Genomic DNA, 25,820 nt, shown 5'->3' with positions numbered 1-25,820 from the left:
GACCTGCAGGCCCGCCAGTTCCTTACGCCCGCTCTTCCCATGCAGGCCGGCTCCCCCGACGTGGACACCTCAGCGAAGGGAACGACCGCGTGACCGCCTACGCATCAAGCTCCGCAGCCGGCCGCGCCCCGATCGAGCTGCAGACCGTCGCCTTGTTGCTCGCCTCCGAGTTCGGGATCCTCCCGGTGTCGGTCTCCCAGGGGCCGTCAGGTACCGCGACCCGTAACTACCTGGCCACAACGGACACCGGCAGCACCTGGTTCATCAAGACCTACCCGGCGGGCGCGGACCGCAGGATGGCCGAGAGCGCCGCGGCACTCAGCGAGTACGCGCGCCTGTGCCGGGTTCCGGTCGCCCGCGCCCGCTACACGGTCACGGGAAAGCACCTGGTGGCCTCTGGCAAGGGGGTGACCATGTCGGTGACGTCCCATCTGCGCGACACGGTTACCGCGGATGGGCAGCTCACCGGCCGCCGTTGGGCGGCCGTCGGCGAGGCCATCGGCCGTCTGCACCGAGGCCTGGCGCGTCACCCGTCGGGCCCGCCCCGGCTCGATGCCCGGGACAGGGCGGTCGACACCGTACGCAGCCGCGCCCGTCTGGACGATCTCGTGCACCGCTACGAAATGGACCCTCCCCGTACCGAGTTCGAGCGGTGGGCGTTGGAGACTGCACGTGAACGACTGGCCGGGCTGCCGGCGGTGGAGCGGCTGCTGGAGAAGGCTCCGGAGCGGACGGTTTCCCAGCTTGTGCACGGGGACTTGTCGGGCCCGAACGTTCTGTTGCGCGACGACCATGTCGTGGCGGTGATCGACTTTGCCCCGCCGACACGGCGAAGTCCCCTGTGGGAGCTGGGCAGGCTTGCGCTCGATCCGCGCACGGTCCTCGCCGGTCCGGACTGGCCCGACGGCCTGGGTCGCCTCGCCGCCGCCTATCACCGGCTTCATCCGACGTTGCCGGTTGAGGAGTTGGTCAGCGTGGTGCGGCTGACGGCCTCGTACCTGGAGTGCACCGTGTACCCGCTGAACACGGTCGTGGACAGCCTCGGGCCGGTCACCGAGTCGCTGGAGACGTACGCCCGAAACCGTGTCCAGGCTGCTGTCGTACTGCGTGAGCGGCTCGACGAGGCGGAGGAGGTCCTCCGTGACCACCTCCGGTAACCGCCCTAGCAAAGCCTTCCCGGACCAGGCCCCGGGACAGCCGGCTCCACGGCCGGTTCGGCCGGCGATTCCCCCTCAAGCTCCTGACCCCGCGAGGTTCTGACGTGCCCCTCTCGTCCTCACACATCCGACAGCTGATCACCGGCTATCTCGAACGCCACCCAGACGAACGCCCCAACCTGACCGAACTGCTGGGCGCGCTCGACGAGGGCGCCGATGTCACCAGTCGCTCCACCCTGCCAGGGCACATCACGTGCAGCGCCGTAGTGATCGACCGTGACCGCAATGTCCTCCACATTCACCACAAGGCCAGCGGGAAGACGCTTGCCCCCGGCGGGCACGCCGAGGCCGGTGATCGCACCCTTCATAGGGTGGCGCTGCGCGAGGTCCACGAGGAAGCCGGGATCCCGCCGGGGGCCCTCACCCTGACGCCGGCATTCATGGATGGGCCGATCGACATCGACGTTCACGACATCGAAGCGCGCCCCGACAAGGGCGAAGTGGCGTACAGGCACTACGACTTCCGGTTCGTGTTCTACTTGGCCGGCGGCATGCCCGAGATCGAGCTGCAGAGCGAGGAGGTGTCCGGCGCCGAGTGGCTGCCGTTCGGTGAAGTGTCCTCCCCGACTCTGCGGGCCAAGCTGGTGGGCTCAGGTCTCGATGGCGTCGTCGTGCCAACACATGCGTCAGCCCTGGTCCATGACGGTCGTGGCCGCTACCTCCTCCACCTGCGGGATGCGAACAAGCCTTGGATCTGGGAGCCAGGAGCCTGGTCGCTACTAGGCGGCGGCCGGGAACCGCAGGACGCGACACTGCTCGACACCATGCGCCGAGAGCTGCGTGAAGAGGCCGGCCTGAACATCCCGGACCTGGAGCCGTACGCGGTCGAGTACGTCACCGGCACGGACGGCACCCGGGTGCCGATCCAGCTGTTCACCGGCCGCTGGAACGGGGACGCGACCAGACTGCCGCTGACCGAGGGCGTGATGCTCGCCTGGGTCCGTCCCGAGAAACTCCCCCTCATGACGATGCCGGCGTCGACCAGGAAGCTGCTGGAGTGGCACGCGGCCGAGCACCCCGCACCCGCCGGTGCTCCGTCGGCCAGGCATGTGGCGACTCCGAAGGCGCCCTCAGGCACCGTTCCTCACATCGTCGGCGTCCACCTCTACCTGGAGCGCGACGGGCGAGTCTTACTGGGGCTTCGGCATCCTGATTCGGCGTACGCGGGCGGGGTCTGGCACGCGTTGGCGGGCCATCTTGAGGCAGAAGCAGCGACTGCCGGCCTGGTCCGGGAGGCGTACGAGGAGGCCGGGCTGGTGATCGACCCGGCAGACGTCGAGCTCGTCCACACAGTCCATCTGGTGGACCTTCCCGGGGCCCAGCCTCGGATCCAGCTCTTCTTCCGGGCCCCGCCACTGGGAGGGAGTCCCGGCGGTACGTGAGCCCGACAGGTGTGTCGCCTGGGAGTGGTGGAGCGTCAAGGATCTGCCCGAGCTGATCGTCCCCTACACCCGGGCCGCGATCGAAGGCATCCAGGCCGGCCGCCCCTACACCGAGCTGGGGTGGAAGCGTTGACGACTTCGCCACCGTCGGGCCGCGTACGCCACGCACTCGCGCAGTGCACGGGGCCGTCTCCGCCCCGACCTCGTCGCCCGCCACCTCCTGGCCGAACTCCCGGCCCGGCCCGCACGGATCCTGGACGCCGGCTGCGGCAACGGCGAGATGACCCTCCGGCTCGCCGCCGCCGGCCACCACGTGACGCCGCGGCGCCGCGGACCCGTCCACCGACATGCTCGACGCCGCAGGCCGCCGCCTCCCTACCCGCCCCGAACTCGGAGCGCGGGTCCAGTTGCGCGAGGCCGGCATCGACACCCTCTCCTCGGACGGAGAGCGGTTCGACGCGGTGTGCTGCCACGGGTGCTGATGTACCTGGACGACACCGCAGACGCGGTGGCCCGCCTGGCGCGGCTCGTCGGGCCAGGAGGCCTGCTGAGCATCCTGACGAAGAACCCCGGGCGGCGATCGGCGTGCGCGAGGCGCTGTGCGGCGACTACCCGTCGGCGAGCCGCCTCATCGGGCGGAGCGCCGACTCGGGCATCGGCCACCTTGGACTTCCCACCCGGGGCGATACTGTCGAGGTCCTCGCCAACCTCGCACGCGGCCAAGGCCTTGTTCCGCTGGTGTGGCAGGGCGTTGGTAGGCCGCTCACCTGGAAACGTGCGGTCGGGTTCCAATCAGAGGCAGTCGGCCGGTGCCGTGCCGTCGATGGCTATGGGCGCACGACGATGTTGCCGATCTTGCGGCCGCTGTCGACCCGATGATGGGCTTCGGCGATGTCGTGCAGATCATAGATCCGGTCGATCACCACAGTGATCGCGCCATCGGCAGCCAGTCGCAGGAGGAACTCAAAGTCCTCGACGCGCTCGGGTGCGGGGCCCGCGACGACGTTGCCTCGGGCACGGACGGTGTCGCCCAGGCCCGCGACGGCCAGCAGCAACACCCCTTTGGGGCTCAGCAGGCGCCGGCCGGACGTGATCGAAAGGTTGCCGACGACGTCCAGCACCACGTCGAACCGGTCAGCGATGCCGGCCAGGTCGTCGCGGGTGTAGTCGATGACCCGCGTGGCTCCCAGGCCGGTCACCAGGTCGGCGTTCGCCGTGCTGGTCACACCGGTGACAGTCGCGCCGAAGTGCTTCGCCAACTGGACGGCGTTCGTGCCGATCGCGCCTGACGCACCGTTGACGAGCACCGACACACCGGGGCCCACCGCTGCCTTGTCCCGCAGGAAGAACAGCGCTGTCGAGCCTCCGAACAGCAACCCTGCCGTATCCTCATGGCTCACCGCGGACGGCTTCCGTGCGAGCTTCTTCGCCGGCACCGCGACGTACTCGGCATGTGCACCCAGTTTCACTCCGGTCATGCCGCACACCTCGTCACCCGGCGCCATGTCACTGACGTGCGCGCCAACGGCCACGACCTCCCCGGAGAAGGAACTGCCCAGGACCGTCCGCCGGGGGCGGAAGACGCCGAACGCCAGCCGTGCCAACAATCCGAATCCCGAGGGGAACCGGGCCCCGCGGATGCGCGAGTCGGCCGAGGTGACCGCCACCGCCCGGACGCGCACCAGTACCTCGTCTCCACGTGGCGCGGGCCGGGGAACCTCGCCGATGCGTACGACGTCGGGCCCGCCGTACCGGTCGACGACTGCTGCCTGCATGGCCCCCTCCTTACATGTGTAAGTCTCTGCTTGACGATAGCCTTACGCACGTAAGGCAGCAAGCCTGATTCGAGAGGTCCGTCATGCCCCGGCGTCCAGCACTCAGCCACGACCGCATCATCGACGCCGCGGTACAGGTCGCCGACCGCGGCGGCCTCGCCCAAGTGAGCATGCGCAACGTCGGCAAGGAACTCGGCGTCGAGGCAATGTCGCTCTACCATCACCTCGCCGGCAAGGACGCGTTGCTGGACGCACTGGCGAACTGGATCTTCGCCCGGATCGAGCTTCCCGAACCCCGGCAACCGTGGCGACAGGCGATGACCGACCGCGCAGCGTCGGCCCGCGCCACTCTGTCGGAACACCCGTGGGCCCTCGGCCTCATCGAATCCCGCCGCTCCCCAGGCCCCGCCTTGCTCCGGCACCACGACACCGTGCTCGGCTGCCTGCGCCGCAACGGCTTTCCGATGACGCTGGCATCACACGCCTTCTCCGCGATCGATGCCTACGTCTACGGTTTCGTGCTGACCGAGCTCAACCTGCCCTTCGACGCCGACGCCGGAGTCGAAGAATTCGTCGGCGAGATCCAGGAGCAGCTTTCCCCCGACGTCTACCCGCACCTGGCCGAGCTGATCACCGAGCACGTGATGCATCGGGACTATTCCTACGCCGACGAGTTCGGGTACGGCCTGGACCTCATCCTCGACAGCCTCGAATCACGCCTGGCAAACCACGAGGCATCCGGCTGAAGCCCGTCCACGACGAAGGGCACCGTGAGCCCCGCCAGACGGCGGCGGGCCGGCGGCTCGGGAGTGTCACGAATCAGGTGGGCACCTGCTCAGAAGAGTCACCTGATGGACGCGAAGACGGGTCACCCCTTTGGGGGCCCTGACGTGTGAGGCGTCGACCGCGACATCATCCATGTCCAGGAGGCCGCCCTTCCGCAGTCCGGCGAGGACGACGACGTGAAGGCGGCCAGACGCCGGCTTCGGTCCAGTCCCGCAGCGGCCGCCAGGCCGTCACGCCGCTGGTCCACCACGGATTTCATTCTGAAACCATTCCTTGGTCCTGGGTCTGCCGACGGTCAGGCGCGGGACACGGATTCGATTCATGACCGGCTCGAACTGGGTGCAGTCCGCCCGCTGTCCGGGCGTGAGCAGCATCGACCCTGAACCACGGTGCCCTTCTCGCCCGCGGGCGAGAAGGGCACCGTGTCGCTTCTGCTGTCGCTCGCGGCCTCGATTCAGCCGTTGAGGCCGTTGATGGCGCTCCCGTTGCCGGCCCTGTTCAGGACGTCGCCGGCATCGCCGGGGCCACCGACCGTGTCGGCGACTCCGCCGACGAGCCCGAGGCCGTCGACGCTGGCACCCGAGAGGCCGCCGATCGGGAGACCGCCGATCGGATCAGCCGCAGCCGGAGTGGCACCGACCGCAGCAGCAGCAGCACCGACCAGGGCCGTGGCAACGAAAGCACGCTTGATGATGTTGTTCATGGCCTGATAACGAAGCAGATCAGCCTCGGTCACCGCCCCGACCCTCAGCCCACCGCCATGGTTGAAGAACGCCGAAGAAGCTCCTCACCGTCCGATGCGGGCGTCGCCCTCTTCGGCTTCTCCAGGGCGAGCACGGCCTCTCGGCGCCCTGGGCGGAGGGGGTTCTCTGGGGCTGATCGCACGGCAGGAGCGTTCGTGCAGCTGAGCGCCAATGCGGCTCATCGTGGCGGATGCAAAAGGTGTGGTGCGCTCGCGGGCGACGGCGGTATCGGCCGTTGGAGCTCCCCCATGCGCTGAGATTCGCCCACCGCACTGACACCGCGCCCTCAGCCCTTGCCGCGCTGAGCGTTCACGTGGCTGCGGGACAGCGTCAGGTGGCTTCGTCGAGAAGGTGCGGGCCATTGTTGCGGACGTCGTTCACGACCGTCGAGACGGGCCGGGCGTCGAGCTGGCCGTCCGCAGGCTGGGCGAGGAGGGCGCGGAGGTCTTCGGTGTTCTGATGGTGGGGGTCGAGCCAGGCGTCGTAATGGTCGGGCGTGAGGGCGAGTGGCATGCGGGGGTGGACGCGGCCGGCTGCGTCAGTGGCCTCGGTGGTGATGATCGTGCAGGTCATCAGCCAGGCGTCGGGGTCGCCGTCGCTCGTGATGTCGGGGTTGCGCCAGTACTCGTACAGACCCGCCATGGCCATCACCTGGCCGTCGCTGGGGTGGATGAAGTACGGCTGCTTGCGGGTCTTGCCCGTCGCCTCGTCCTTCACCGGCTCCCATTCGTAGAAGCCGTCGGCCGGCAGCACGCAGCGGCGCTTGGCGAAGGCACGCCGGTAGGCGGGCTTCTCGTGGACGGTCTCGACCCGTGCGTTGATCATCCGGGAGCCGACCTTCGGGTCCTTCGCCCACGCCGGCACCAGACCCCACTTGAGCGCCCGCAGTTCACGGCGCACCTCGTCACCGTCATTCCGCGCGGCGCGTTCGAGAACCGCGTAGACCTCGTCGGTCGGCGCGACGTTCCAGCTGGGCTCCAGTGATTCGTCGGGGCGCCAGTCGGTGACCTGAAAGAGCCGGGTCAGATCCTCAGGACTGCGGGTGGAGGTGTAGCGGCCGCACATACCGCCACTGTGCCACGGCACCCGCGGGCCGGCGTGCGGAAGCCGAGGTCGGACGGCAGCCACCCGCGGCCTTCCCCTGCACGCCGTGGACCTCTTCGCGGGGCAGTACGCACAAGGGCTTCTCTGGGGCGGGAAGTGTTGCCCGTGTGCGGGTTGCTTGCCCGTACCGGCTGGTGAGGCGCTCCGTTTGGGCCGGGGGGTGTCACATGCCTCGTCCGCCGATGCCCCCTTCGGGGGCGATCTCGTCGATACGGGTGAGGTCGTCGGCGGTCAGGTTGAGGTCGGCGGCGGCGATGTTCTGCGCGACACGTTCGGGGTTGCGCGATCCCGGGATCGGGACGATGTCGTCCTTCTTCGCCAGCAGCCAGGCCAGGGCGAGCTGCGGCAGGGCGACGCCCTTGCTCTCCGCCTGCTTGCTGAGCTCGCTGACGATGGAGAGGTTCTGGTCGAAGTTCTCCGGGTTCCACCAGGGAATGCCCCGGCGGAAGTCGTGGGCGTCGTACTCCTCGCGGGGCTTGACGGCGCCGCTGAGGAAGCCGCGGGCGAGCGGGGAGTAGGCGACGAGCCCGATGCCGAGCTCCTCCAGTACGGGGAGGAACCGCTCGGAGTCGTGGGCCACGATCGAGTACTCGTGCTGCAGGACCGAGATCGGGTGCACCGCGTGGGCGCGCCGGATGGCGTCGGCGTCGGTGTTGGACAGGCCGAGGTACTGGACCAAGAACTCGGCCGGACGGGTGGGGGGCCTGACATTGCGCGGTCGCGTTGGGCGGAGGGGTACGAGGCCTGCATGAAATGGCGCCTCCAGCCGGCTCACTCTGGCCACTCGAATTCGGGGCCACGTCACCACCGGAACCGTCGAGGAGGCGTACGAGGACCCCGCGCCCGCGCCACCGGCGCCCTCGTCTCGGCCCTGGCGGGGCCCGCAGAGCGAGGTCCTCGACTCCCCTGCCGCCCTCGCCGAGGCAAGCGTCGCGCCGAGGCCGAGCCCGACGCCCGCGCCCTCACGTGGCCCCTCTACGTCGTCGTACCGGCCGAGGTGGGGTTCTTCCAGGGCGACGAAGCCCGCCGCCATGTCCGTGTCCGCTGCGACCCCGTCCGGGAACGGTACTGGCCGGCTCCGGGAGCTGCTCTGGCCGTAGTACCAACCTCGGCCATCATTGCTGAAGATCGCTGCAACCTTGGATGTCGCATGCGAGTCGCTCCTATGTCCACACACGAAAGGAACTCCATGCGTACCCGGCACAAGCTGCGCGCCGTCGCCCTGGCGGCGGCGCTCCTGGCCTCCGTGCTCACCGTCTCCGCCGCGCCCGCGGGCGCCGAGAGCGCCGGCGCGACGGCGGGCGTAACCACCCAGGCCGTCTTCAACAACCCGATCGGCACCGTGAGCGAACAGCGGGCCATCGTCGACAAGCAGATCGAGCTGATCGCCGGCGCCCCGGCCGGCTCGCGGATCCGCCTCTCGTACTACTACCTCAACGACGCGGACTTCACCGACGCCCTGATCGCCGCCCACGACCGGGGTGTTCAGGTCCAGGCGATCTTCGACGACAAGGCGCTGCACGCGGAGTACGCGCCGATCTACAACCGGCTGGTGGAGAAGCTCGGTGGCGACCCGACCGAGCCGTCGTTCGTCATGACCTGCGGCACCGGCCGGGGCTGTATCGGCACCCGCATGAACAACGGTGTGACGGCCATCAACCACAACAAGTTCCTGCTTTTCACCGAGACACAGGGCACCGCACGGGTCGTCATGCAGTCCTCGGCGAACCTGCACATCGGCCGCGACGGCCGGCTGGGCTGGAACAACGCCCTCGTACTCGCCGGCAACGACGCCATCTACCAGGCGTACGACGGCTACTTCGACGACCTGCGCGCGCGGACCTCGAACAACAACTACTACGACACCGGCCGCCCGCCGCTCGCCTCGGGCAATGCAAAGATCCACTTCTTTCCGCGGGCCGCGACGAGCGATTCCGTCTTCTACAGCGATCCCAGCGAGGACACCGTCTCGACCGTCCTCGACCACGTGCAGTGCTACGGCAACTCCGAGGTCGGCACCACCGACACCCACCGCACCCGCATCCGCGTCAGTCTGACCGCGTTCGCCCGCCCCTACCTGGCGTCGAAGCTCAACGAGGTCGACGCGGCCGGCTGTTACGTCGAGGTCGCCATGACCTACACCCCGCCGAAGGACGACGGAAAGTACAGCCACGCGGAGGACTCCCTCAACCGCCTGCTCGCCAAGACGAGCAGCGCGTACGGCGGCGTCATCACCAAGTACTACTGCGGCAAGGACGCCACGTGGATCCACGACAAGTTCCTGCTGATCGAGGGCAAGTACTACAACGTCCCCGATCGCAAGATCGTATGGACCGGCAGCCACAACCTGACCACCAACTCCCTGCGCCAGAGCGACGAGACGATGCTCCAACTCGAGGACCCCGCCGTCCACGACGCGTACGTCGCGCAGTACAACAAGCTGCGGGTGGCAACCACGCACCAGCCGGCCAACGGTGACCCGATCGCCTGCCCGCGGACCCCGGTCTGAGCCCGCTGCGCCGCGCCGCCTCTCGAAGCCGCGCCCGGTCCATTCGGGGCGGCGCGATGGGCGCGCGAGCCGCTGGGCCTCGGGGCAGCGATCGGCGCGCTGGTCGCTGAGCAGGCATGAGAGCTCCCGGCCGCTGGCGCGATGCTACGGGAGCGGTGGACGGCCATGCCCCCGAGCTCGCAGGGCACGTCGCTGCCGTCGGGTTCGGCTCGGACCCCGGCCGACTCACCGTGTGCGCGGAGTCGACGGCCTGGGCGACGACGGCCCGCCTGGAGCAGACCCAGGTCATCGAGGCCGCCAACAATGCGGCGGGGCGCATCCTCGTGCGCACCCTGAGGATCTTGCCGCCCGATTCCGTACCCGCCCCTGAGCCGGCCGACGTCGCACCGGAAGCCGCAGCCGCGCCCGCCGCGGCGAAGGCGGACGAGACTGACTAGAAGCAGCGGCACGCGGTCAATTGCGGGATCAACCGGCTCAAGCGTCACCGTGCCGTGGCCACCCCATACGACAAACTCGCCGTCCGCTACGAGGCGACAGTGCTGGTCGCAGTCCTCAACGAGTGGCTGCGACCAGGGCTCCTCCTCCGGACGCCAGCGGCGGTTCTTTCGGACGTCGCGTCGGACGTGCTCGAAGCCGACGCGCAGGTCGATGTAGTCGAAGGCGAGTCCCACACCGCGAGTTGCGAGTACCGCGGCCCCTCCCCCTTGCTGGCGGCATGACGTTTCGCGCGCACGACGACTCTTGATCGGCCCAACTCGGCAGGAAGCGCGCCGCTGTTCGGCCCGAGTCGGCCGGAAGCCGACGTGCACGTCGGGTCACCGCCGGCCGTGCCGTGGCCCTCCTTCGTGGTTCGTGGCCTCTCCGCTTTAGCGTTCACTCCCAACCCATTGCAACACACAGGATCGAGGTCGTTGCGTTAGACTCGAAACCATTGCAACGATTTTCGGGCTCCCACCTGCGCACATAGTAATTACGCGCAACGGCGTCGTTGCCAGATCTTCAAATGCAACGTAGCTTTTCCGTCATCGGAAACAGCGAGTCAACAGGAGAGCATGATGCAGAAGTTCGACACTCCCGCCCCGGTCGCCGCCGTCCTCGACATCCCCGCGGGACGCATCCAGTTCATCGCCGCAGACCGCGCCGACACCACCGTCGAGGTCCGGCCCGCCGATGCCTCCAAGGGCCGGGATGTGAAGGCGGCGGAGCAGACCACGGTCGCCTACGCCGACGGCGTCCTGCGGATCGAGGCCCCGGCGGCGGAGAACCGGATCCTGGGCAACTCCGGATCCGTCGAGGTGACCGTCCAACTGCCCGCCGGCTCCCACGTCGAGGCGAAGGCCGCCGCCGCAGAACTCCGCGGCGTCGGACGGCTCGGCGACATCGCCTTCGAAGGCGCGTACCGCCAGATCAAGATCGACGAGGCCGCGAGCGTCCGTCTCACCGCGACCGACGGCGACGTCGAGATCGGCCGACTGGGCGGCCCCGCGGAGATCAGCACCCAGAAGGGCAACATCCGAATCGCCGAGGCAGTGCGCGGCACGGTCAGCCTGAGCACGCAGAAGGGCGACATCTCGGTCGGCGCCGCCCGCGGCGTCTCGGCTGCCCTGGATGCCGGCACCAGCTACGGCCGCGTCAACAACTCCCTCAAGAGCGACGGCACCGCCGAACTCGACATCCGCGCCACCACCCACCACGGCGACATCACCGCCCGCAGCCTCTGACAGCCCGCAGCCTCTCAAGGAGCACTCCTCATGACCAACTTGGCCATCGCGGCGAACGGGCTGCGTAAGTCCTACGGCGACAAGACCGTGCTCGACGGCGTCGACCTGGCCGTCCCGGAAGGAACGATCTTCTCCCTGCTCGGCCCGAACGGCGCCGGCAAGACCACCGCCGTCAAGATCCTCTCCACCCTCATCTCCCCCGACCCCTCCTCCGGCCAGATCCGCGTCGGCGGCCACGACCTCGCCACCGCCCCGCAGTCCGTGCGCGCCACGATCGGTGTCACCGGGCAGTTCTCCGCCGTCGACGGCCTGATCACCGGTGAGGAGAACATGCTCCTCATGGCGGACCTGCACCTGCTCCCCCGCAGCGAGGGACGGCGGGTCACCGCCGAGCTCCTTGAGCGCTTCGACCTGGTGGAGGCCGCGAAGAAGCCCGCCTCCACCTACTCCGGCGGCATGAAGCGCCGTCTCGACATCGCCATGACGCTGGTCGGCAGCCCGCGGATCATCTTCCTCGACGAACCCACCACCGGTCTCGACCCCCGCTCCCGCCACAACATGTGGCAGATCATCCGCGAGCTCGTCACGGGCGGCGTCACCGTCTTCCTCACCACCCAGTACCTGGAGGAGGCCGACCAGCTCGCCGACCGTATCGCCGTGCTCAACGACGGCAAGATCGCAGCCGAGGGCACCGCCGAGGAACTGAAGCGGCTGATCCCCGGCGGCCACATCAGGCTCCGCTTCACCGACCCGTCCGCGTACCAGAGCGCCGCCTCCGCGCTGCGCGAGGTCACCCGGGACGACGAGGCGCTCGCGCTGCAGATCCCCAGCGACGGCAGCCAGCGCGAACTGCGCTCCATCCTCGACCGGCTGGACTCCGTCGGCATCGAGGCCGACGAGCTCACCGTGCACACCCCCGACCTCGACGACGTCTTCTTCGCCCTCACCGGCGACACCACCATCCCCAACCAGCCCAAGGAGACAGTCCGATGAGCGCCCTCTCCCTCGCCGTACGCAACTCGAACACGATGCTGCGCCGCAACCTCCTGCACGCCCGGCGCTACCCGTCCCTGACGCTGAACCTGCTGCTCACCCCGGTCATGCTGCTGTTGCTGTTCGTCTACATCTTCGGCGACACCATGAGCGCGGGCATCGGCGGCGCGGACCGCTCCGCCTACATCGCGTACGTCGTCCCGGGCATCCTGATGATGACCATCGGCGGCACCACGATCGGGACCGCGGTGTCCGTCTCCACCGACATGTCCGAGGGCATCATCGCCCGCTTCCGCACGATGGCGATCCACCGCGGCTCCGTGCTCATCGGACACGTCATCGGCAGCGTGCTGCAGTGCGTGATGAGCGTGGTGCTCGTCGGCGCCGTCGCCGTGGCCATCGGCTTCCGCTCCATCGACGCCACCGCCCTGGAATGGCTCGCGGCGTTCGGACTGCTCACCCTGTTCGCCCTGGCACTCACCTGGATCGCGGTCGGCATGGGCCTGATCAGCCCGAACGCCGAGGCTGCCAGCAACAACGCGATGCCCCTGATCTTCCTGCCGCTCATCTCCAGCACCTTCGTCCCGGTCGACGCGATGCCGGGCTGGTTCCAGCCCATCGCCGAGTACCAGCCGTTCACCCCGGCCATCGAGACCCTGCGCGGCCTGCTGCTCGGCACCGAGATCGGCCACAACGGCTGGCTCGCCATCACCTGGTGCCTGGCACTGACCGTCCTCGGCTACTTCTGGTCGAAGGCGTCCTTCAACCGCGACCCGAAGTAACCGCCATGACAACGCGGGACACCTCCCGCAACCCGTCCCACCCCCAGGGCGGCGTACACCGACACCCGTCGGAGTACGCCGCCCCGTCCGCGTCCTCGGCCGCACGATGGCCGGATGCGGCGCTGCTCGCGATCTGGTGGCCGCACCGACGACGTCCCACCTGGACCGACGTCGTCGGCCGGCCGTCGCCCTACAGAGGCCGACGCCGCGGCCTGCGCCCAGCGGATCACGGTGGGGATCGGGGTTCGCTCGCCCTGGCGAGTCGCGCCAACCGGGTAATTCCTGCGCCGGTCGGTGTGCGCGCGACCGGGGCCGACGCGAGTCCCGGTAACGTCACGATCCGGAGTTCTGGCACTCTTTCCGAGGATGCGCGTTGCGTCGAATCACCGTTGCTCTCACATTGCTGGCAGCCCTCGTCAGTGGCTCCTACGCAGGCTCGCGGGCAGTCTCCGACGAGCGTGAGTCGCCTGGCGGCGGGCGCGGCACGAACATCCTCGTCGTCGGCATCGACAGCCGCGCGGGACTCTCCGCCGCCGAGAAGGAGCGTCTCCACGTCGGGGGAAAAGGCTGCAACTGCACCGACGTAATAATGCTCGTCCATCTCTCCGCGAACCAGCGGCGGGCCAGTATCGTCTCCCTACCCCGCGACTCCTACGTCCAGTACGCCGGCGACCCGGCGACAACGGCGGCCGGCGGGCCGGCCCGCTCGGGAAAGATCAACGGGGCGTTCGCGCGCGGCGCGGGCCCTCTGACCGTACGAACCGTCGAGAAGGTCACCGGTCTGCGCATCGACCACTACCTGGAGACCGGGTTCACCGGCTTTGAGCAGGCCGTCGACAATCTCGGCGGTGCGACCGTGTGTACGGACAAGCCCCTCAAGGACAGTGGTTCCGGCCTCGACATCCCTGCGGGCGCCCACCACACCGACGGAAACGGCGCACTGCGCTACGTCCGGGCCAGGCACGTCACCCCGCCCGGAGACCTCGGCCGCGTCCGTCGCCAGCAGCGCATGGTGAACGATCTGCTGGCGCGCCTCACCGCCGAAGGCGCCTTGTCCGGCCCGGTCGACACGGCTCGCACGGCCCGGACCCTGCTGAGGTCCGTACGCACCGACGACCGGACGGAGTTGGTCGACCTGGTCCGCGTCGGCTGGGCGCTCGGCCGCCTGAGGCCGGAGAACATCGAGCTCGCCACCGTCCCGATCCGGCTCTTTGACCACCGCGTGCCCGGAGTGGGTTCCACTCTGGTGTGGGACGAGGCCCGCTCCGCCGCACTGTGGAACGCGCTGAGCGCGGACCGTCCCATCACGGGCGACCCCCGCATCCAGCCCGTTCCGGAAACCCCGGTCAAGACGAACCCCGCTTTGATCGCGGTGCGCGTGGACGACCCGGTCGTAGCCGAGGCCTTGCGCCGTAACGGATTCGCCGTCACCCACAGCTCGCCCTCCGCACCACCCGTACGCCCCGACGGCCCACCGGTCATCAGTCATGCCCCCGGCCGGGAAGCAGACGCGGCCACCCTCGCGGCCGCCCTGCCCAGCGCCCGCCTTCAACCCGTCGCCCACCATGACAGGTTCCTCGACGTCGCCGTCGGCACACGACCCGTCGAGGTCAAGACCGTCACCTACGACCGCAACACAGCCGAAGGCGCCCCCGTGACCGGCAACACCCTCCGCTGCCCCAGCCCACCGAAGCCACCGGCCCCCGCCCACACGAGCAACCGCTAGATTCGGTTCTGTCCGGCGGATCACGGGCTGAGCCATCAGTGGATCGCCGCGACCGTGACGGTGCCATGGAAGACGTCGGCCCTCTGTCGTAGCGGCTGGCAACGGCCCGGGAGTTCCTGTGCTCCTCAACCCCGGACGGATGAACGCGAGCGCCGGGTAACCGGCTGGACCCGCTATGAAGACGGCGTCCGGGGGGCGTATTGTTGCGATCTTCGGTTGGTGGAAGCCGCCCGGAGTCCCCTAAGGCTGTGCCGACAACGATGACCCGTGACGCGACTCCCGCACGACTCCGACTCGACCAGGCACTGGACTGTTTGACGGTCACCTTTCGCGGCATGACAGCTCGCAGCGACGAGACCCAGTGCGAGTGCCACTGGGGCAGCGAAGAAGAGCTTGCACAACTGAAGGTCCCGGGTGTGGAGCTCGAAGCCGACCTACTGCACCGCACCTGGAACGCCCCCGACTGGAACGATCACGGAGCCGTACTCCGCCGCATCCTCCCTCAATTCGCCAGGGCACTCGTCAACGGACTCGTCGAACCCACGCTCGCCGAGTGGGTCGGAGAATCGTTCGCTCGCGGCCACTGGCAACAGTGGCCCGCAGATCAGACCGCGGCGGTCCGGGAGTTCCTGAACGCCTGGTGGGCGCATACCCTCACCGAACGCGAACCGACTTTCCCGGCGCACGAGCTCCTCAAGCTGTGCGCCGAGGCATCAGCCACGCTCAGCCCGTGGCTGGAGACCTGGGAGACACTCAACCACCCCGTCGCCGACCAGCACCTGGCCGAAGCGGCCTCCCTCTGGGAGTACGACCTGCTCGCGGACCAACTCCCGTGGGAGTCGTGGCACTCGGGGGACATCGACGCAGACGCCTGGCGTAGCGAGCTTGCGGCATGGCTCGTCCGCGTCGCACCCGCGCGGCTGAATGCCCAGGGCAGCTCCGAGGAACTGCTCCACCGGATACGGCTGATAGGACTCACCGGCCCCGCCCGCTGGGATGACCCGCACTGGCCCGACCACCGCTACTGAGCCTACTGGGGCCGGACAGAGCCGTTACGGCGGGGCGCCAAAAGAGGCCGCCCTACACACCCGGTAGTGCGCCGAAGGGCGTGCCCGAAAGGGCACACGTCCGGCGCACGTGGTGCCGGCGTATCACCAGCTGCGGTCCAGCACGTAGGTGAACAGCGCGTCCAAGTCCCCGGCGGCTTCAGGCGCGAGTGACGTTTCCCGCAGGCCGCGGCGGGCGGTGGCCAGATGCCGGCGCGCCTCGTCACGGGTCGCGGCCCGCCCGCCCGCCTCCTCCACGAGCACAGCGGCATGTGCCACTGCCGTGCCGCGCAGCTGCCCGGGGGCTTCCAGCAGCGCCGCCAGCTCGCGGGCGGCCGTTCCGCCTGCGGCGAGCGCGGCGAGGACCGGGTAGGTCTTCTTGCGCTGCCGCAGGTCGCTGTGGACGGGCTTGCCAGTCACCGCCGGGTCACCCCAGATGCCGAGCAGGTCGTCCACCGCTTGGAAGGCGATGCCCAGATGACGCCCGGCCTGCTCCAGCACCGAAACAGTCCCGGCAGGAGCGCCGCCGAGCACCGCGCCGAGCCCGATCGCACAGCCCAGCAAGGCCCCCGTCTTCCGTTCCGCCATCGACCGGTACTGCTCCAACTCCACCGCGCCGGGTCCGCTCCACGGGCGCTGCTCGAACCGCAGGTCGTCCGCCTGCCCGCACACCAGCGCGTTGAGCGTCCCGCACAGGTGCCGGACCGCGGCCCCTGCCCAGGGGCTCGGAGCCTCGGCCAGAGTCTGCACGGCCAGGGCGTGGAGGGCGTCGCCGGCCAGGACGGCCGGACCGGTCCCGTAGGCCTTCCACACCGCCGGACGCTGCCGACGCAGGCCGTCGCCGTCCATGATGTCGTCGTGGAGCAAGGAGAAGGTGTGCACCAGTTCCGTGGCCACCGCGCCGGGGACGGCGACGGCGCCGTCCGCTCCCACGGCCTCGGCCGCCAGCACGGCGAGCGCCTGCCGCACTCCCTTGCCCTCCGAGCCGCCCGGATCCGGCGTCCCGGCCGCATCGCTCCAGCCCAGCGCGTACGCCGCCATCTCGCCGGTCCAGGGATGCAGCCGCCCCACCGCCTCCACCAGTGCGGGCCGCACCAGTTCACGACAGCGCGCCACGGCCGGGGCCGCCGCGCCCTGTGCTGTGAGGGGCGAGGACGACGTCACCGGCGCCGGTGATGTCGACGTCAGGGAGGAACTCACCGCAGTCCCTCCGCATCGGCCGCCCGCAGCGCGTCGACTCCGGCCGCCAACAGCACCGGCTCGCCGGCTCCTGGCCCGTCTGCGGCCTCGTCCGGCAGCGGCCCCACGCCCAGCTCGGCCGCCGCCTTCTCCACCATCTCCTGGGCGTGCCGCAGACCGATGCGGTCCAGCATCGAGCGCAGCTCCGTCAGCTCGGCGACGCTCTGGGCGGCTTCCTGGCCCAGCCGGGCGCGCGCCTTGACCAGCCCCAGCCTCGAAAGCGCTGTGCCCCGCGGCTCCTCCATCTCGCGGAACTCCTCAAGGGCCCGCGTATACAGTTCACGGGCCTCCGTGTAACGGCCCGCTCGGTACAGCACGTTGCCACGCATCTTGTGGTTGTAGGCGAGCGCGCTCGACAGCCGCATCTCCAGGCAGGCCTCCTCCGCCTGCGACAGCAGCGACAGGGCACGCTCCACGTCCCCGTCCCGCGCGGACACCACATCGGCGACGCCTCGCAGCGCCCATGCCCACCCGCGCCGGTCCTCGGCACGCAACGCCGTCTCGGCAGCCTCCTCGAACAGCGCCAGCGCCTCGTCGTAGGCGCCGGTGTTGCGGTGCATCTGCGCGATGCCCTCCAGCGCCCACACCGTATGCCGGGCCTCACCGCGCCGACGGGCCTCGGCCAGCAGCTGCTCGTGCAGCCTGCCCACAGCCGCGTAATCGCCCTGTATGCGCCCCGTCTCGGCAAGCCCCGCCAGGGAGTAGCCCCGCACGACGACGTCCCCGCCGCGCTCGCCCATCTCGGCCGCCAGCCGCAGCAACCGGTACGCCAGCCGGAGCGCCCCTCGCTGCCGGGCCAGCGTGCCACCGCTCCACAGCGCCCACGCCATCGCTCCCTCGTGACCTGCCGAACGCGCCGCCCGGTAACTCGCCTTCCACGCCCGGTCGGCCTCCTCGATCCGCCCCAGCCGCCGGCAGGCCTCCGCGACGGCGAGCCCGCAGCGCGCCGCCCCCTGCCGGTCACCGGCCCGCTCCGCCGCCCGCAGCTCCTCGACACCCCGGGCGAGCACCTCGGCCAGCGGAGCGTTCACCGACAGCGACCCGAGAACCCCCTGGTACTCCGGCGCGGACGCCTTCGTCCGTCCCGCCTCACATATCTGACCTGCCATCAGAACCCTCCTCCAGTCGAACTTGGTGATCAAGACGACGACGGAAGGCTGAGGTTCCCTAGAGGCTGAAAAGTCCATCTCCGTACGGGCGCCGGGTCATCCCGAAGTGCTACGCAGCCCACCGAGGACTCCTCAGTAAGACGTACGACACCCGCTGGCCTCAGGAGAATCCCGCAGGAGCATCTCCAGACAGGAGGCCCCCGTCCGTTGCCGCCCCGTGCGGGGCTGGCCTCGTCGAGGTACAGGCCGATCGCGGACGCGTCGGCGAGGTAGCCCAGGGCCGCCCCGAGCCCGTCCGCACCGAGGCCGAGGGTCTGCTTCGGTCTCAATCGGGCAGCCGGGGAATGGCTGGGGGCGAGCGCGACCGGGATGGGTGTCTCCGCCCCTCCGGCGTCCGCCCGGGCGCGTGCCGGCGGCGGTCGGCCGCTCCACCGGGCGACGGCCCTCTACGAGGTGCGCCAGGACCTCAGGCGATCGGCGATGTCGTAGGAGTCCAGGCGCAGCGACCGGATCTCGTGGATCAGGTCGCGCCACGGCTCGTACGAGGTGTCCACGCGGAGGCCGGAGGCCTCCAGGTAGGAGATGGCGATGCCGTAACCGTAGAGCTCGTTCCGAGCGGGGAGGGGGCGCAGCAGGACGCATTCCTCCAGGAGCACAGCAGCGCGCCAGAAGGCGTCCGGGTCCGCCTGGTCGAGACTGGGGGTGTTCACCCGGTGGCGGCCGGCCATGCCGACCAGCACCGAGAGGTCGTTGACCGTGAGGTCTTTGCGAAGGATGTCTTCCTGGCGTTCCAGGAGCCATCGGTGGTCGATGTGCAGATCCACAGGTCAGGCCGCCCGCGGGTTCTCGTGCTTGGTCACCGACGGGAGCCCGCCGAAGTCGGCGTCGAATCGGTCCATGATCCCTGGGGCGCTGATAGCGCGGCGGAAGGCGGCGGTCGCAGTGTCCTGGAGACGCTCCTGTTCCTTCTCGGCGGCCAGCTGCGCGAGGTAGTCCTTCATGGACATGCCCGCGTCGTCGGCCAGGGCCTTGAGTCGGTCTCGAGTCGTGTCGTCGATCTTGACGGTCGTATCGGCCATGCATCGAGTATGCCGCGCGGTATACGGAGGCGGCTACCCCTTCGGAGCGAAGAGCGGATGAGCAGGCGGTCGGTGAACCGGCCGAAGGCTCAAAGAGCGGCCAGGTCCTCGTGGGACCTGGCCGCTCACTCGTGGGCACGACCTGAGCCGCCGCCCGCCGCAGCACCTCATCCGCACTCTTGGACAGGAGCATTCACGAGCCGCCGCACCGCACGCCGGGCGTCGGCTCCCCTCAGCGCGTGATCCAAAAGAAGCAACCCAGCCCCGAAATCAACAGCTGCCCGCTGCCCATTTCGCGGCCGTTCAACTAATAGGGCGGGACCGAGGCGGCCTAGACCGGCCTGGCCTACTGCCCGGCCTTGGCGGGCACCAGGTCGAATTGGTCATCCTGGTACTGGAAGAGGAGGCAGTCCTCTCCCTTCTCGCATCCGCTCAGGTGCGGCTTGCCTGCAGGGAGGCGGTAGTAGGAGCCGGTCGGGTACTGGACGCGCTTCCCGTCGATGTCCGCGTAGAAGGTGCCCTTGAGGACAACGGTCGGGAGGTCCTGGCTGTGGACATGCATCGGATTGTCCTTCCCGGCGGGGAAGGACACGAACGCCTCGTAGCTGCCGCTCCCCGCGAGATCGCCCCGCACGTTCGCGTACTTCACGCCGCCCGACCCCGGAAGTTCCTTCCACGTCCGGCTGGACGAGGGGAAGGAGAGGAACTCGGACGGGCCCTTCCTTGCCGTCGGGCTCGTCGGCGCCGTGACTGCCGGGGACGCCGTCGCAGCCGTGCTGCTGCCCTCCTTGTTGTCCTGGCCAGCCTTGACCTCGGCGCCGGACGAGCAGGCTGCCAGCAAGGCAACCGAAGTCACGGCAGCCATAACCGCGGTGATGTTCCTGGCCTTGGCATGCATTGATGTCCCCTTACACTTCGGGCTCTCAGGGCGCACGCCGAAGGAGCGGAAAGTGAATTCGTGGAGCCGTCCACGATTCCCTTCCTCGCTGCGCGGCGAGTCCCGGTACGGCCTCCATCGTCAGTTTTGGGCTGCCAGGGCGCCATGACGAATCCCCTGCAGATCCGGACATGCGGCTCCATCACGGGTCGGCGCGGCGCCATGACATCCGGCCTCGGCTCCGCCAGTCGTTGCGGACCATGTACGGGATCTTGAGACCACGAGCAGCCCATGACAGGCTCATGCCGCATGATCGATGAATTCGCGAAAGACAACCTGCACAAGAGACTGCGGCGGGACCGCGAGGCGCTGCTCTGGAAGCTCGACGGCTTGTCCGAATACGACGCCCGCCGACCTTTGACGGCGACCGGGACCAACCTCCTCGGCCTGGTCAAGCACGTGGCCACCGTCGAGGCCAGGTACTTCGGCGAGGTCTTCGACCGCCCTTCCCCGGAACCGCTGCCCCGGTGGCAGGACTCCGACGGCAGCGATCTGTGGGCGACCGAGGACGAGACCCGCGATCAGATCATCGGGTTCTACCGGCGCACGTGGGAACACTCGGACGCGACGATCAACGAGCTTCCCCTCGACGCCCCCGGCCACGTGCCGTGGTGGCCGGAGCCTTATGCCGACACGAACCTGTTCGCCGTTATGGTCCATGTCCTCGGCGAGTCCATCCGGCATGCCGGGCACGCCGATATCCTGCGCGAGGGCCTCGACGGCCGGACCGGGTTGCGCGCCGAACACGAGAAGCAGATCGACGAGGAAGCCCGTGCAGCCTACTGCGCGAAGATCGAGCAGGCCGCCAGGTCGGCCGCACCAATCAAGGCTTAGAGGGTGTCTCACGTGAGGTGATGTTCGTGCGGCATGATGCCGGTCGTGGGTGCCGATCTATGGAAGCGTCTGGTTCCTGATGAACTCTGGGAGCCGGCCGCCCCGTTGCTACCGTCGTTCGCTGCTCGTCCGCAAGGTGGTGGGACCGCTCCGCGTGACGAGCGGGCCGTGTTCACGGCAGTGGTGTACGCGCTGACCAGCGGCTGTGCCTGGCGGCATCTGCCGCCGACATTCGGCACGTCGCCCGCCACCGCGCACCGCCGCTTCACGGTATGGACCGAGGCCGGCCTGTGGTGTCGGCTGGACCGGGCGGTGCTGGACGACCTCGGGGCCCGGGGCGAAGTGGACTGGACCTCGGCGATCGTCGACGCGGCCTCCGTTCGCGCCAAAAGGGGATCGCTGACCGGGCCGAACCCGGTCGATCGCGGCAAGAAGGGCAGCAAGCTGCACGTGCTGTCCGATGCCCAGGGCACCCCGCTCGCCGTCGCCGTGTCCGGCGCGACCATGCACGACAGCCTCGCCCTCAAACCGCTCATCCGCGGCATACCCGCCGTCCGGTCCCGCCAGGGACCACGGCGGCGCCGACCCGTCAAACTCCGCGCGGACAAGACATCCGATGCAGTTGATCTGTCAAGCCGCAACGGATAGTTGAGAGGCTTGGGCGGTGGGGAATGCCGTGGCTTCGTCGTAGTGGGTTCGTTTGGTGAGACAGTGGTGGAGGCAGCCGAGCATGCGGTTGAAAAGATTGCGCTGGGCGGCGGTGTGGCGGTCCCCGCCGGTCCGTCGACGGTCGTAGTGAGCTCGGGCGCCGGGAGAGGCGGTCAGTGCGGCGAAGGCCCACACGTAGCCGACCGAGGCCAGGCGCTGGTTCTTGACCCTGCGGGCCATGACCGCAAGGCTTCTGCCGGACGCCCGGGTGACCGGTGCGGCCCCGGCGAAGGCTTTGAGTCCCTTCGCGTCGGTGAATCGGGATCGGTCGTCGCCGATCTCGGCGAGCACCCGGGCGCCGGTGAGGAACCCGAGCCCTGGAAAGCTGGTGATGATCTCGGCGTCCGGGTGCGTTTCAAAAGACTCCACCGCAGCAGCGGTCAGGTCGTCTGCGCTGGTGCAGGCGGCGTCGAGCTGTCTCAGCAGAGCGATGGCCTGGCGGCCCATGGCCTGTTCGACTTGCGGAAGCTGCCGCATCTGCGGGACCCGGAGGGCCTGGCGGAGCCGTTCGGCCTCCGCCTCGATGCCGCGCTGGCGGCCGGCCTTCTTCAGGAGCGAGCACAGCTGGGTGCGGGTGAGCTTGGCGGCCTGTTCCGGGGTGGGGGCGGCGGCCAGCACGACGCGGGCTGTCTTCGAGCACAGCCCTTCGCGTCTGGGCTGGAAGGCGGCGAGGAAGCCGGGGAAGTATTCGCGCAGGTGGGAACGGAGTTTGTTGCCGGCTTGAGTGCGATCGCTTGGCCCTTCGGCTACCGCCGCCTCACCGTCCGACACGAACGAAAGGGCTCGCACTTCCTCGCCTTCCTCGTCCTGGCCGCCGCCCTGACTTGCCACAAGAAGCTCGCGAAACTTGCCACGTGAGACACCCTCTCAGTCCTTGTGCTCCCCCGGCGGCTGCTTGCTCAGGAGTTGTTCTGCTGCCTCGATCGCTTCCTCCTTCAGCGCCTCGACGGAGACACCCAACTCTCGTGCCAGTCATCCAGGTTGAGCGCGCACGAGACGAGTGGCTGCAGGTCATCGGGATAGTTGAGGTCATCGGCGACGTCGGCCCAGATCAGGTGGGCGCCGGTAGCGGGATCGAGAGATCCGTCCACGATCTGAGGTCAGTCCCTCGACGCGTGCCGCTGATCAGAAGCGCAGCTGCGAGCGGGGCGAGGAACGCCAGCGAGGACCAGTAGAGGTTGAGCCACCTCGGAGCCCAGTCGTACCCCTGAAGGCCGCGGCGAGGAAAGTCGGTTACATGCGCGACGGCGCCAACGAGGAGCAGGCAGCGCATTGCCGATGAGGCATGTGAAAGGCCCTCCCGGATGACCGGCCGCATACCGCCCCGCCGCGGCCACGATCCGCCGCCGGGTGGGCGTGGGTGAGGTGGCCGTCGGCTGCGCGGCGTGGAGCGTCCAGCGTCCAGCGGCAGAGACCGTTGAGGTGAGCGATCAGTTCTCGCTCTGTGCCGGGAAGAAGCCGGCGCGTTCCGATCCCGCCGTGCTGAACGCGTACACCGTGGCCTACTCGCCGATGTTCTGCCCGGACCCCCTCCGCCGGAAGCGTGTCCTGCTCGCCGTAGCTCAAGGCAGCCATCGACCACCAGGCATGACGGCCTTGATAGAACGTCCTCATGAGTTCGAACGACGACCAGATCGCGCAGGCCGAGCGCCACTTCGGAGTCCGATTTCCCGGGGACTACCGACACTTCCTGGCCGCAGAAGGGCGCATGGCCCGGTTCGTTCCTCCTGCGGACGACTTCCTGATGATCGACGCCATCACGGAGCTCATCAAAGTGAATGAGGCCGGCGAGTTCCAGGAACGATTCCCCGGGAGCGTCGTCATCGGCGGTGACGGAAGCCGCGAAATGCTTACCTACGACTTTCGGCAGGAACCCCCGCCTCTGGTCCTGCTCGTTGTCTCCGCTCAGGACTGGTCGTCCGCCATCCACCAAGCAACCTCGTTCTCTGCCCTGCTCGAGCAGTTCCCCGAAACCGGATGGAAATGGGACGACTCCGAGACCGCGTATGAGATCGGTGGGGATGGCGCCGGCCTACCGAAAACCGGTTGACCTGTGGTTGACGATGAGATCGTGATCTCCAAGGAACGTGCCGTTGAGCTCGTCGAGTCCTTCCTGGGCAGAGAGCTGCCGACGTGGCCGTGGAGGGGGCCTGCCCCCACACCGGACGTCTACCACGTGGAGGAACGCGCCGTCGGCTGGCTCGTGTTCTGGCGCTCGGCGGAGCAGGCCCGCGCCCGTGACGTGCGCGGCAGCTTCGTCGGCGGCCACTACCTGGTGGACCGGCACGATGGGAGCATCCACCACGTGCACGCCGCGTGGTGGGAGGACGAGGGCTGGGAGGAGCAGTACCTCCTACAGACCAAGGGCATCAGGCGGCCTGACCCACTGGCCTCCGCTGTTCGCGCCCTCGTCCGCTCCGCCGGTGTCGTGGCCGCGATGGGCCACCTGCGCAAGCAGGCCCCGCGGCTGAGCTTGCAGCAAGCAAAGGCCTACGTCACGAGCGTTCGCGACGGCGCCGAACCACCGGAAGAGTTGGCGAGCCTTACGCGGAAAGAGCAGGAGTGGCCGCCTCTGCCCATCGAAACACTGGCTGGTCCGGTCCAGTAGAGGTCTGACTGAGGGGCGAGGCCGAGACCGTGTTGCTGGTCCACGTCGGGTATGTGAAACGGTCGTAGACGTCCCACGAAGGCACCGGTTGGCGGCGTGCACGCCAACTTGCGCAATCCGGTACGCGGCTACGTGCCCACCTCGTGCGGGCTCCTGTCCGTTAGCGGTTTCGGGCCCCGGCGGCAACCTTTCGCGGCACCTCCTTCCGGCGGCGCTCGAGAGCCGCATGGAGCGACGCTCCTGCAGCCCTTCTTGTCGACTGCCCCTCCCCGGCGGTCCAACGGTTCGTTGCGGCGGCGCCGGTGCACCGCAAGGTGGGGGCCGACGGCCGGTATGGGGACCGACCGGTGCTGGCCGCCATTGTGTTCGTGGCCACGACCGGTTGCACGTGACGGCAACGGCCACCAGTCTTCGGCCTCTCCGGCCGACCGCGCACCGACACTTCGCGCCGCCGCCGACCTGCCAAGCTGCATGGCGCAAAAGACCACGACTCCGACCCACAGCGGACGTGGCTCCGCTTCCGCAACATCACACCTCGCATCTCGCGCAGAGGGGCATCGACTCCTCTACCGCAGACTCACCGCCCTACCGGAGATCGCCGCAGCTGGGATGATCCATGCGGTAACCGGATGCACCATGGGCGGGTGCACAACCAGTAAGGACGCCATGACCGACTATCTGACCGCTGCCATGGCGATGCTCGGTCCAGCCCAGAACCGCTACGCAGATCCTGCCGCCTGGGACCAGCTCCACGCAGAACTCGGAATCCAGTTGCCGTGCGACTACCAGGTCTTCGTGGACGCATACGCTCCCATCCAGCTCAACGGCCACCTGTACCTGCACCACCCCGCAACCGAACGCTGGAATCTGGGCCAACAGATCCGGGACACCGTCCAAGCCTGGTCCGACGTACCTTGGGGGGATCTCGACCCGGATGAGGACCCACGCCTCCTGTTCGGACTCGAGGAGTTGCGCTTCGGTACCTACGACGGGCTGTGGCCGATCACGAGCACCGACCGCGGCGAGACCGTCTTCCTCGTCGCAGCGGGTAGCGCGGCGCCTTGGCTCCTGATCGAAGACGGGGAGGGTGGCTGGGCACGGTACGACATGGGCTTCGCCGAATGGCTCTACCGCTACCTCATCGGCGAAGACATGGCCGGCCCCAACAGCTCCGCCTTCTGCCCCGGCCCGGTACAGCTGTGCCGGCTCCCGATGACCGCCGGCGAACGTCCAGAGCCGTGGAACGGACCGGACCGGGGCATGTAACCCTCTCCCCCACACCGCCGCGAGGCACCCACCAAGCTGCGCACATTCCAATCGAGACGATCTCTCAGCGCTGAGATTGACCATGGTCTCTGGGCTGGCCCGGAGAGGCCCGCCGACTCCTTAGCGGGAGTCTGCCCCGGAACGCCCCCGGCGGCCTGGAGGGCGGCGAAGTCGGTGTGCGCCGCGGTGACGGCTTCGGGGCCCGCCGCCCGCTTCTCGTGTTCGGCCAGCACGGCGATGCTGGACGGGCTCGGTT

General features: G+C 69.0%; 25 protein-coding genes and 2 pseudogenes. 16 read left to right on the top strand and 11 right to left on the bottom strand.

Annotated features, from left to right (window positions below):
- Positions 1-89 precede the first annotated feature (89 nt).
- The 3 genes from ACFV9D_RS27350 to ACFV9D_RS27340 all read left to right on the top strand — a co-directional run bounded on the left by ACFV9D_RS27350 (position 90) and on the right by ACFV9D_RS27340 (position 3,081).
- The gene (locus ACFV9D_RS27350) at positions 90-1,157 is read left to right on the top strand and encodes a phosphotransferase enzyme family protein (RefSeq protein WP_385151537.1); all 1,068 of its coding nucleotides are present in this window, start codon (positions 90-92) and stop codon (positions 1,155-1,157) included.
- A gap of 104 nt (positions 1,158-1,261) precedes the next feature.
- Positions 1,262-2,599 (top strand): NUDIX domain-containing protein, encoded by a 1,338-nt coding sequence (locus tag ACFV9D_RS27345; RefSeq protein ID WP_385151534.1) that lies wholly within the window; start codon positions 1,262-1,264, stop codon positions 2,597-2,599.
- 347 nt (positions 2,600-2,946) lie between these two features.
- Positions 2,947-3,081 (top strand): hypothetical protein, encoded by a 135-nt coding sequence (locus tag ACFV9D_RS27340; RefSeq protein WP_385151531.1) that lies wholly within the window; start codon positions 2,947-2,949, stop codon positions 3,079-3,081.
- A gap of 345 nt (positions 3,082-3,426) precedes the next feature.
- Here the strand turns inward: ACFV9D_RS27340 and ACFV9D_RS27335 are convergent, their stop codons facing one another.
- Complete coding sequence (locus ACFV9D_RS27335; RefSeq protein WP_385151528.1) at positions 3,427-4,374, bottom strand: NAD(P)-dependent alcohol dehydrogenase; 948 nt, start codon at positions 4,372-4,374, stop codon at positions 3,427-3,429.
- Between the two features lie 83 nt (positions 4,375-4,457).
- Here ACFV9D_RS27335 and ACFV9D_RS27330 point away from each other — a divergent pair, with 83 nt between their 5' ends.
- A complete protein-coding gene (locus tag ACFV9D_RS27330; RefSeq protein WP_385151525.1) occupies positions 4,458-5,120 on the top strand; it encodes a TetR/AcrR family transcriptional regulator in 663 nt (220 codons plus the stop codon).
- A 129-nt stretch (positions 5,121-5,249) separates the two neighbouring features.
- Here ACFV9D_RS27330 and ACFV9D_RS27325 read toward each other — a convergent pair.
- From ACFV9D_RS27325 to ACFV9D_RS27310, 4 genes and pseudogenes are all read right to left on the bottom strand, one after another.
- Positions 5,250-5,400 (bottom strand): annotated as a pseudogene (locus tag ACFV9D_RS27325) (IS5/IS1182 family transposase); the annotation flags it as partial.
- A 214-nt stretch (positions 5,401-5,614) separates the two neighbouring features.
- The gene (locus ACFV9D_RS27320) at positions 5,615-5,896 is read right to left on the bottom strand and encodes a hypothetical protein (protein ID WP_385151523.1); all 282 of its coding nucleotides are present in this window, start codon (positions 5,894-5,896) and stop codon (positions 5,615-5,617) included.
- A 337-nt stretch (positions 5,897-6,233) separates the two neighbouring features.
- Positions 6,234-6,968 (bottom strand): SOS response-associated peptidase, encoded by a 735-nt coding sequence (locus ACFV9D_RS27315; protein ID WP_385151520.1) that lies wholly within the window; start codon positions 6,966-6,968, stop codon positions 6,234-6,236.
- A 202-nt stretch (positions 6,969-7,170) separates the two neighbouring features.
- Positions 7,171-7,686, bottom strand: coding sequence for an aldo/keto reductase (locus tag ACFV9D_RS27310; protein WP_385151517.1), 516 nt, complete (start codon positions 7,684-7,686; stop codon positions 7,171-7,173).
- Between the two features lie 510 nt (positions 7,687-8,196).
- Between ACFV9D_RS27310 and ACFV9D_RS27305 the strand changes: the two genes are divergently transcribed.
- The 7 genes from ACFV9D_RS27305 (at position 8,197) to ACFV9D_RS27275 (ending at position 15,766) form a co-directional block, all read left to right on the top strand.
- Positions 8,197-9,516 (top strand): phosphatidylserine/phosphatidylglycerophosphate/cardiolipin synthase family protein, encoded by a 1,320-nt coding sequence (locus ACFV9D_RS27305; protein ID WP_385151514.1) that lies wholly within the window; start codon positions 8,197-8,199, stop codon positions 9,514-9,516.
- 116 nt (positions 9,517-9,632) lie between these two features.
- Entirely contained in the window at positions 9,633-9,953 is a 321-nt protein-coding gene (locus ACFV9D_RS27300; RefSeq protein WP_385151511.1) for a DUF721 domain-containing protein, read from the top strand.
- Between the two features lie 618 nt (positions 9,954-10,571).
- Positions 10,572-11,237, top strand: a complete 666-nt coding sequence (locus ACFV9D_RS27295) for a DUF4097 family beta strand repeat-containing protein (protein ID WP_385151752.1) — start codon at positions 10,572-10,574, stop codon at positions 11,235-11,237.
- Between the two features lie 30 nt (positions 11,238-11,267).
- A complete protein-coding gene (locus ACFV9D_RS27290; RefSeq protein ID WP_385151507.1) occupies positions 11,268-12,230 on the top strand; it encodes an ATP-binding cassette domain-containing protein in 963 nt (320 codons plus the stop codon).
- Positions 12,227-13,012 carry an ABC transporter permease gene (locus ACFV9D_RS27285; protein WP_385151505.1) on the top strand — a complete coding sequence of 262 codons (786 nt, stop codon included), beginning with the start codon at positions 12,227-12,229 and terminating at the stop codon, positions 13,010-13,012. The genes ACFV9D_RS27290 and ACFV9D_RS27285 overlap by 4 nt, the downstream gene beginning before the upstream one ends.
- Positions 13,013-13,385: 373 nt before the next feature.
- Positions 13,386-14,738 (top strand): LCP family protein, encoded by a 1,353-nt coding sequence (locus tag ACFV9D_RS27280; RefSeq protein ID WP_385151502.1) that lies wholly within the window; start codon positions 13,386-13,388, stop codon positions 14,736-14,738.
- Between the two features lie 335 nt (positions 14,739-15,073).
- On the top strand, positions 15,074-15,766 hold the full coding sequence (locus ACFV9D_RS27275) for a hypothetical protein (RefSeq protein WP_385151499.1): 693 nt from the start codon (positions 15,074-15,076) through the stop codon (positions 15,764-15,766).
- A 123-nt stretch (positions 15,767-15,889) separates the two neighbouring features.
- Here ACFV9D_RS27275 and ACFV9D_RS27270 read toward each other — a convergent pair whose 3' ends face one another.
- The 5 genes from ACFV9D_RS27270 to ACFV9D_RS27250 form a co-directional block, all read right to left on the bottom strand.
- Entirely contained in the window at positions 15,890-16,972 is a 1,083-nt protein-coding gene (locus ACFV9D_RS27270) for a polyprenyl synthetase family protein (protein WP_385151749.1), read from the bottom strand.
- 8 nt (positions 16,973-16,980) lie between these two features.
- On the bottom strand, positions 16,981-18,132 hold the full coding sequence (locus tag ACFV9D_RS27265; RefSeq protein ID WP_385151496.1) for a tetratricopeptide repeat protein: 1,152 nt from the start codon (positions 18,130-18,132) through the stop codon (positions 16,981-16,983).
- Between the two features lie 446 nt (positions 18,133-18,578).
- Positions 18,579-18,956: a toxin Doc gene (locus ACFV9D_RS27260; RefSeq protein ID WP_385151494.1), complete on the bottom strand. Its 378-nt coding sequence runs from the start codon at positions 18,954-18,956 to the stop codon at positions 18,579-18,581.
- 3 nt (positions 18,957-18,959) lie between these two features.
- Positions 18,960-19,211, bottom strand: coding sequence for an antitoxin MazE7 (locus ACFV9D_RS27255; RefSeq protein ID WP_385151491.1), 252 nt, complete (start codon positions 19,209-19,211; stop codon positions 18,960-18,962).
- A gap of 346 nt (positions 19,212-19,557) precedes the next feature.
- Positions 19,558-20,076, bottom strand: coding sequence for a cupin domain-containing protein (locus ACFV9D_RS27250; protein WP_385151488.1), 519 nt, complete (start codon positions 20,074-20,076; stop codon positions 19,558-19,560).
- A 321-nt stretch (positions 20,077-20,397) separates the two neighbouring features.
- Here ACFV9D_RS27250 and ACFV9D_RS27245 point away from each other — a divergent pair, with 321 nt between their 5' ends.
- Positions 20,398-20,982, top strand: a complete 585-nt coding sequence (locus tag ACFV9D_RS27245; RefSeq protein WP_385151485.1) for a DinB family protein — start codon at positions 20,398-20,400, stop codon at positions 20,980-20,982.
- A gap of 33 nt (positions 20,983-21,015) precedes the next feature.
- Positions 21,016-21,630, top strand: a complete 615-nt coding sequence (locus ACFV9D_RS27240; protein WP_385151482.1) for an IS5 family transposase — start codon at positions 21,016-21,018, stop codon at positions 21,628-21,630.
- Here ACFV9D_RS27240 and ACFV9D_RS27235 read toward each other — a convergent pair.
- Positions 21,613-22,422: pseudogene (locus ACFV9D_RS27235) on the bottom strand (transposase); the annotation flags it as partial. The gene ACFV9D_RS27240 and the pseudogene ACFV9D_RS27235 overlap by 18 nt on opposite strands.
- An 880-nt stretch (positions 22,423-23,302) precedes the next feature.
- Between ACFV9D_RS27235 and ACFV9D_RS27230 the strand changes: the two are divergent.
- From ACFV9D_RS27230 to ACFV9D_RS27220, 3 genes are all read left to right on the top strand, one after another.
- On the top strand, positions 23,303-23,740 hold the full coding sequence (locus ACFV9D_RS27230) for an SMI1/KNR4 family protein (RefSeq protein WP_385151479.1): 438 nt from the start codon (positions 23,303-23,305) through the stop codon (positions 23,738-23,740).
- A gap of 21 nt (positions 23,741-23,761) precedes the next feature.
- Positions 23,762-24,298 carry a hypothetical protein gene (locus tag ACFV9D_RS27225; protein ID WP_385151476.1) on the top strand — a complete coding sequence of 179 codons (537 nt, stop codon included), beginning with the start codon at positions 23,762-23,764 and terminating at the stop codon, positions 24,296-24,298.
- 666 nt (positions 24,299-24,964) lie between these two features.
- The gene (locus ACFV9D_RS27220; protein WP_385151473.1) at positions 24,965-25,564 is read left to right on the top strand and encodes an SMI1/KNR4 family protein; all 600 of its coding nucleotides are present in this window, start codon (positions 24,965-24,967) and stop codon (positions 25,562-25,564) included.
- Positions 25,565-25,820: the final 256 nt, after the last annotated feature.

Source organism: Streptomyces sp. NPDC059875 (assembly GCF_042731085.1).
GTDB lineage: Bacteria > Actinomycetota > Actinomycetes > Streptomycetales > Streptomycetaceae > Streptomyces.
The sequence above is the reverse complement of the archived record's forward strand: the minus strand, read 5'-3'. Positions and strand labels throughout refer to the sequence as shown.